This window comes from Peribacillus sp., assembly GCF_059453735.1.
Map to the genome: position 1 here is coordinate 1 of NZ_JAZVJO010000389.1, position 6,588 is coordinate 6,588.

7 protein-coding genes are annotated in these 6,588 nt (G+C 39.2%); 3 read left to right on the top strand and 4 right to left on the bottom strand.

The window, feature by feature from the left end:
- Positions 1-218: 218 nt before the first annotated feature.
- The 3 genes from mobB to AC52RT_RS12730 form a co-directional block, all read right to left on the bottom strand.
- A complete protein-coding gene (gene mobB, locus AC52RT_RS12720) occupies positions 219-743 on the bottom strand; it encodes a molybdopterin-guanine dinucleotide biosynthesis protein B (protein ID WP_495541086.1) in 525 nt (174 codons plus the stop codon).
- Positions 737-2,002 carry a molybdopterin molybdotransferase MoeA gene (locus AC52RT_RS12725; RefSeq protein ID WP_495541087.1) on the bottom strand — a complete coding sequence of 422 codons (1,266 nt, stop codon included), beginning with the start codon at positions 2,000-2,002 and terminating at the stop codon, positions 737-739. The genes mobB and AC52RT_RS12725 overlap by 7 nt, the downstream gene beginning before the upstream one ends.
- Before the next feature lie 140 nt (positions 2,003-2,142).
- Complete coding sequence (locus tag AC52RT_RS12730) at positions 2,143-2,364, bottom strand: DUF1128 domain-containing protein (RefSeq protein WP_040373817.1); 222 nt, start codon at positions 2,362-2,364, stop codon at positions 2,143-2,145.
- Between the two features lie 188 nt (positions 2,365-2,552).
- On the opposite strand from AC52RT_RS12730, the gene AC52RT_RS12735 reads away from it, so the two are divergent.
- Complete coding sequence (locus AC52RT_RS12735) at positions 2,553-2,942, top strand: YtxH domain-containing protein (protein WP_495541088.1); 390 nt, start codon at positions 2,553-2,555, stop codon at positions 2,940-2,942.
- A gap of 26 nt (positions 2,943-2,968) precedes the next feature.
- Positions 2,969-3,808 (top strand): YihY/virulence factor BrkB family protein, encoded by an 840-nt coding sequence (locus AC52RT_RS12740; RefSeq protein WP_495541089.1) that lies wholly within the window; start codon positions 2,969-2,971, stop codon positions 3,806-3,808.
- A 226-nt stretch (positions 3,809-4,034) separates the two neighbouring features.
- Here AC52RT_RS12740 and AC52RT_RS12745 read toward each other — a convergent pair whose 3' ends face one another.
- On the bottom strand, positions 4,035-5,216 hold the full coding sequence (locus AC52RT_RS12745; RefSeq protein ID WP_495541090.1) for an MFS transporter: 1,182 nt from the start codon (positions 5,214-5,216) through the stop codon (positions 4,035-4,037).
- Between the two features lie 95 nt (positions 5,217-5,311).
- Between AC52RT_RS12745 and cax the strand changes: the two genes are divergently transcribed.
- On the top strand, positions 5,312-6,376 hold the full coding sequence (cax, locus tag AC52RT_RS12750; RefSeq protein WP_495541091.1) for a calcium/proton exchanger: 1,065 nt from the start codon (positions 5,312-5,314) through the stop codon (positions 6,374-6,376).
- Positions 6,377-6,588 lie beyond the last annotated feature (212 nt).

The following is a 6,588-nucleotide window of genomic DNA, read 5'->3' on the forward strand; positions in this document are numbered from 1 at the left end:
GGCGTGAAGACTCCTGCGGGAATAGCAGGACAGGTGAGACCCCGCAAGAGCGTAAGCGATGAGGAGGCTCACCGCCTGCCCGCGGAAAGCGAAACGCCTGGAATGGAAATCAACACCCCATTTTAGAAGATAAAAGAGAAAACTGTAGACAAGACTCGATTTTCATCGAGTTTATCTACAGTCTGGATCATTCTGTCATCAGAATGATCTTTTTTAAGTTACTGAAAATATTCTGTTAGGAACCAATCATAGAAATCTGCTTCTCCGAGTTGGAATACCGAGACGGGTTTTGAAACAAGCTCGGCAACTTTCTGATAGCAATCTGGCCAAGCGATAACTGCTCGAATATTATCTAGTTCTTTTAACAGTCTTAAGTCGCTTTCGTCTTTAATTACTACGGCCTTTGGGTAAATTTCCCGTTTATAGCCTTCAACCAATATGACATGCGGTTCAAAAAATCGCAGTACCCCAAGCAGGGCGGGTACTGAGGGAGGTTCATTTTTACTCATTCGTGATAATAGCTGAATGGTACCTGCACCCTCCACCAGTGAAGCAGTTGCACCTGCTGAAAAATGTTGTTCAGAATCACTTTCGCCAATATCAGGTATCCCGCCATGACCATGATGTTTTAAGACTGCCACTTCAATTTGTTGATTAGTTAGTACATGAATCATGTTTTTAATGAGTGTGGTTTTCCCACTGTTTTTAAATCCAACAATTTGAAAAACAATGGTATCTACCACGGCCAACTACTTCCTGTCTGGTCTTCAAGTAATAAGGTGTCTACCATGTCACCCTTTTGGAAACCGCGTGTCCCGCCTGGGAGAATCGTTAAACAATCTGCACCAGCCAGGCTCATAATAATATTTGATTTGTCTACCCCGCTCGGTACTACTTCGAGCCTGCCATCTTGATAAGTTAAGCTAGTGCGGACAAAGCGGTGGAAAGGGTTGGCTTTTGGTAAGTCTGTTCCTAAGTAAGCTTGTACTTTACGTAGATGCGGTGTATCACAGAAAGAAAGAGAGCGGACAATCGGCCTGACAAATAATTCAAAGCCCACATAACAGGCAGATGGATTTCCGGAAAGTCCGAATAATAATTTATTCCCCAGTGCAGCTACCGTGGTGACACTCCCTGGCCGCATGGCTACTTTGTTGAAGAGAACTTCTGCTCCTAATTTTTGATAAATGTCTGGAAGGAAGTCATAATCTCCTACCGACACACCACCTGTAGTAATTAGAATGTCAACCTGATTAATCGCAACTGAAATGGCACGGTAACTCGTTTCAAGTTCATCCGCTAATTGGCCAAAGTATACAACTTCACCGCCGGCTCTAGAAATCTGAGCAGCGATCATATGGGCATTACTATTGCGGATTTTCCCAGCTTGAAGCGGTTCATGTACTTCTAATAACTCAGAACCAGTTGCATACAGCCCAATTACCGGTTTTTTTGCCACAGGAACTTCCGCATAACCGAATGTAGCTAATACACCTTTCATTCCAGGATTAATCTGACTCCCTTTTTTTATTATTACTTCGCCTTTCTTAGCATCTTCTCCTTGAAAAGAAACATTTTCTCCTTTTTTTATGGATCGTTTAAAAGATATATACTTCTTCCCAGCTTTCTCAAAGCTTTTTGTTAGTTCAAGCATAATAACAGAATCACATTCTGCTGGCATTTGGGTACCTGTCATAATTCGTACAGCTTGGTTTTTTTGCACAGTTTTCGAAGAAACCATTCCTGCTCCAAGTTCTTCAATTACCTCAAATTCTAGTGGATTTGTAAGCGAACCGAATGTGGTATCTTCAGATCGAAGAGCAAACCCATCATAGGGGGAGCGATTGAAATGAGGTACATCATGAGTGGCGACAATATCCTCAGCTAAAAAACGCCCCTGACATTCTGCTATGGTGACATATTCTTTTTCTCCAATTCCTTTTTTATCAATGATTTTAGTAACAGCTTCTGCTACGCTGATTGGAATTCTGCGTTCGAGCATCATTTTTCACTCCTATTTTTTCTATGTCCTGATTTATGGTACAACTATAACAAAATAATGACAGCGATGGTATATTCCAAGGCTCTCGAAAGATACTACAAAAAAACCGTTCCGGTTATACGGGACGGTTTAAGCTAAAGTTATTTTCTTAATCGGCCAAGCTCTTCTGCAATGGCTTCCATCTCTCTTGGGCTGAAATTACCTTTTCTCATGACCATTTCATAAATGTCGCGAAGTTCTTCGTACATTTCAGAATTGAAATTGGTGGATTTAATCGCACCGAAATTCATGAATTTAAGCTTTGTTTTAATTTCATCCACCATGTATTCGATGGTTTCGGGTGTGTTAGTAGACAAATCCATTATTTTTCTTCCTTTCGCTTCAGGGTTCAATTATGTCCATCTTTTCATGATTACTCGAAGAAGTCAATGAAAACAAATAGTTCATTTAGCCTTTTAGTCAGTGAAAATATAAAATAAATGTGGACAGATGAGATATACTTAAAGAATAAATTTCCAAAAATGGATATATAGTAAAGGAGGACAAAGTGATGAATCAACATTTCAATGAGAATCAAAAAAACAGTCAATTTACGAAAGCAGTATTACTAGGTGCCCTGGCAGGAGCGGTAATAAGTTTATTTGATAAGGATACTAGAAGCTCGGTTGCAGTCAAAGGTAAATCCTTTGCTTCAGGAGTTAAAAACTTTTTATTACATCCAGATGATGTACTGAATCAGGTGAAAGAGGCAACGGGAACGATGAGAAGCACAGTAGAGAAAATATCAGATGATGTTTCCTTCATTGCGGATAAAGTGGATGAGTTTAAAGAGGTGCCTTCTCAACTTGTCAAAATGGTAATCGATACGAAGGAATCCTTTGAACAAGACAAAGGCAGCTATACTTCGACAGACATTCCACAAAAACAAACAACGCTATAAAATAACGGGCAGAAATCAGGTGAGATATGTCCAGTAATTTTGAATGGGTACATGAAACATTTTTAGTTAAGCTGATGAAGAGAATACATGGAGATGACGCAGTGGGGATGGCTTCACAGTTGGCTTATTTTTTCCTATTGTCATTATTTCCTTTGCTGATTTTTTTGGTTACTCTCTTGCCTTACCTGCCAATTTCTCAAAATGATATCCTTAACGCGATTGGCAGTTTTGCTCCGCCCGAATCAATGAAATTGATTGAAGATAATTTAACCGAGATTATGAAGGGAAGCAGACCGCTGCTCTCTTTAGGAATCTTAGGAACCATATGGTCCGCTTCAAATGGGCTAAACGCTATTATTAAAGCTTTCAATAGAGCATATGATGTACCTGAGACGAGAAACTATATCATGGCGAGATTCGTTTCAATCTTGCTGACTTTAGCTATGTTATTTGTTTTTGTTATTGCCCTCATGCTTCCCGTATTTGGAAAACAAATTGGTCTCTTTCTTTTTGATGCTTTGGGAATGACCAATGAATTCCTGTCCGTCTGGATTGCGTTAAGGTGGATTATAACCCTTCTTATTGTATTGTTAGTCTTTACGGTTCTTTATTGGATTGCCCCAAATAAACGACTGAGATGTTTGACCGTACTTCCAGGTGCAGTGTTTGCAACCTGCGGGTTAGGCGTTGTTTCATGGGGGTTTTCATTTTATGTTGAACATTACGGTAATTATGCAAATACCTATGGAAGTCTTGGCGGAATAATTGTCTTAATGATTTGGTTTTATTTATCCGGGATAATCATTATTATCGGCGGTGAATTAAATGCCATGAGAAGTGAAAGGAATAATCCAAAATGTGAGTAGTCACCCATTGATTTCTTTGTTGAGTTTCCTTATGAAAAGCCATACTAAGAGGAAGTTCAACTAGGGGGTAGAAAAATGGCGAAAAGCAGCACAAAGAAAAAGGGAAAGAAGCACTCAAAGAATAAGACAAGTGGATCAGCTAATGGGAAAAATGCATACCATTAAAGGTCTGTTTCAAACAAAGGCTGTCGAGATTACTCGTCAGCCTTTACTCTGCATATAGTATCTATCTGCTATTACTAATGCTGTATTCTTCTGCACTTTTTTCTTTAAATAATCCTAATGAAATAAAAATAATCAGCAGCATGGAGCTCATGACGAAGAAAAATCCTCCGTCTAAAAATTGAATGATGATTCCACCGATGAAAGGTCCTGTAATACTTCCTAAACTGAAAAAAATACTACACAAAAGATTTCCAGTTGGTAATAGGTTTGATGGAAGTAAATCGGCCATATAACTGATGCCTAAAGAAAAAGTTGATCCGACCATGATGCCAGCAGCTAAAAAACAAGTAAATAACCCTGCGGATGAGTGATCAACGAAGCCTGCGATGGTGAAAATTAAAAAACCAGAGAACATAATAATCATCAAAACTTTATGCCGGCCATATTTGTCGCTTAGCATTCCAAGTGGTATTTGCGAAATGATACTACCGGCAGCAAATGCTGGAATTATAATTGAGACACTTGAAAGTTCAAGTCCAGAACGCAAAGCGTAGACAGGAAAACTGCCGTTTAGTGTAGCCTCAAGAAAACCATAACTAAATGGTGGAAGAAAGGCTACCCATGCATATCGGCTGACTTTAGAGAAACGTTTAAGTGTACCGAAGAATGATGATGTTTCAATATCATGGTCTTGATCCGGAAAGGCGTTTTTTAAGAAAAAGACGCTTGTCCAGACTAGAAGGCTCATGATGCTGGAAATAATAAAGGGCAAAGCTTCACTTATGTCCAGAAGTTTAGCCATTAGGGGCCCAATGGCAAAGCCTATACTAAAGGAAAGACCATAAATAGCGATATTCCGCCCACGTCTTTGTAAAGGTGAAATCGCTGTAATCCAAGTCTGCGTAGCAAAGTGGAGCGTGTGATCGCCAATCCCAATCAGGAGACGAAGAACAAACCAAAACCAAAAGGATTTCCAGACAGGAAACATTCCAAGGGAAAGAATGACGGTTAGTCCTCCCGCAATAATCAAAGGTTTATAACCGAATTTCCTGAGCGGCCCTTCCATCAACGGTGAAATGATCAATATCCCTATATATAGTCCTGTCGCGTGTAGTCCATTTAAAGAAGAACTTACACCGTTATTTTCAAAAATAACTGCAATTACGGGTAAAAGCATTCCTTGAGAAAACCCCGAAATCCCCACGAGACCGATTAAAATACCAATTAATAATTTTTGATTCATCACAATTGTTCTCCTTGGGAATTTTTAAAGTAATAAGTGGATTATACAATAGTAAAGAAGTAATGTGTAAAATTTGTAAAATGGAGATTGAAGCGATGATTAATAAATTGTTTTTAATTCTTGTAGGTGTTGGGGTACCATTATCAGTTGCAGGTGCGTTGCTGCACTGGCCGAGTGTGTTAATGTTCGTCATTTATTGCCTAACTATAATCGCTCTTGCCAGTTTTATGGGGAGAGCCACAGAAAGTTTAGCTATTGTGTTAGGCCCAAGAATTGGAGGATTACTTAACGCAACATTTGGTAATGCGGTTGAATTAATTATTTCCATTTACTCGTTAAAAGCAGGATTAGTCGGTGTAGTGTTAGCATCGCTGACGGGTTCCGTTTTAGGAAACTTATTATTAGTTGCAGGTTTGTCTTTTTTTATCGGTGGAACAAAATACAAAAGACAAACGTTCAATGTATATGATGCCAGGCACAATGCTGGCCTATTGATTTTTGCTATAGTCGTGGCTTTTGTGATTCCTGAGGTTTTTTCGGTTAATATGAACGAACAAGAGACGATGTCGTTAAGCATAGGAATCTCTGTGGTATTAATCTTACTTTACTTAGCTGCCTTATTCTTTAAACTGGTCACTCATCGTGGGGTGTATCAGCCAACCGAACGTGTGCTTGAACCCGATCATGAAGAAGAGGTACCAGAATGGAGCAAGAAGACAGCGATACTAGTTTTGGCAGCTGCGACTGTAGCAGTCGCGTATGTATCTGAACATTTAGTTCATACCTTTAGCGAGGTTGGAGAAAGTTTTGGCTGGTCTGAGCTGTTTATCGGGGTAATCATTGTTGCGATTGTCGGAAACGCAGCAGAGCATGCATCAGCTTTAGTCATGGCATATAAAAATAAGATGGATATTACGGTAGAGATAGCAGTGGGATCGACCCTGCAAATTGCAATGTTTGTTGCACCAGTACTAGTGCTCATTTCCTTGTTGTTTTCCACCTCCATGCCGCTTGTTTTTACACTTCCAGAGCTAATAGCTATGGTTACTGCGGTGTTATTAATGATTAGTATTTCTAACGATGGAGAAACAAACTGGTTTGAAGGCCTTACACTGCTTGCAGCTTATGTCATAATGGGTATAGGTTTTTATTTACTATAAAGTTCGTCACCAGCCTGCATACATGCAGGCTTTTTTAGTGAAATAAAAATGGCTCTTGCTGTATGATTATCTACAGTAAGAGCCATTTTATATTAGTAATACGAGCATTTAATTATCCAAAATGAACATTATTCTTATACATGATTATTAACTTTATGGTTAGCAGCTTATCGTACTAATACGTGCCAAAAATACATGCAATGAACAAGTTA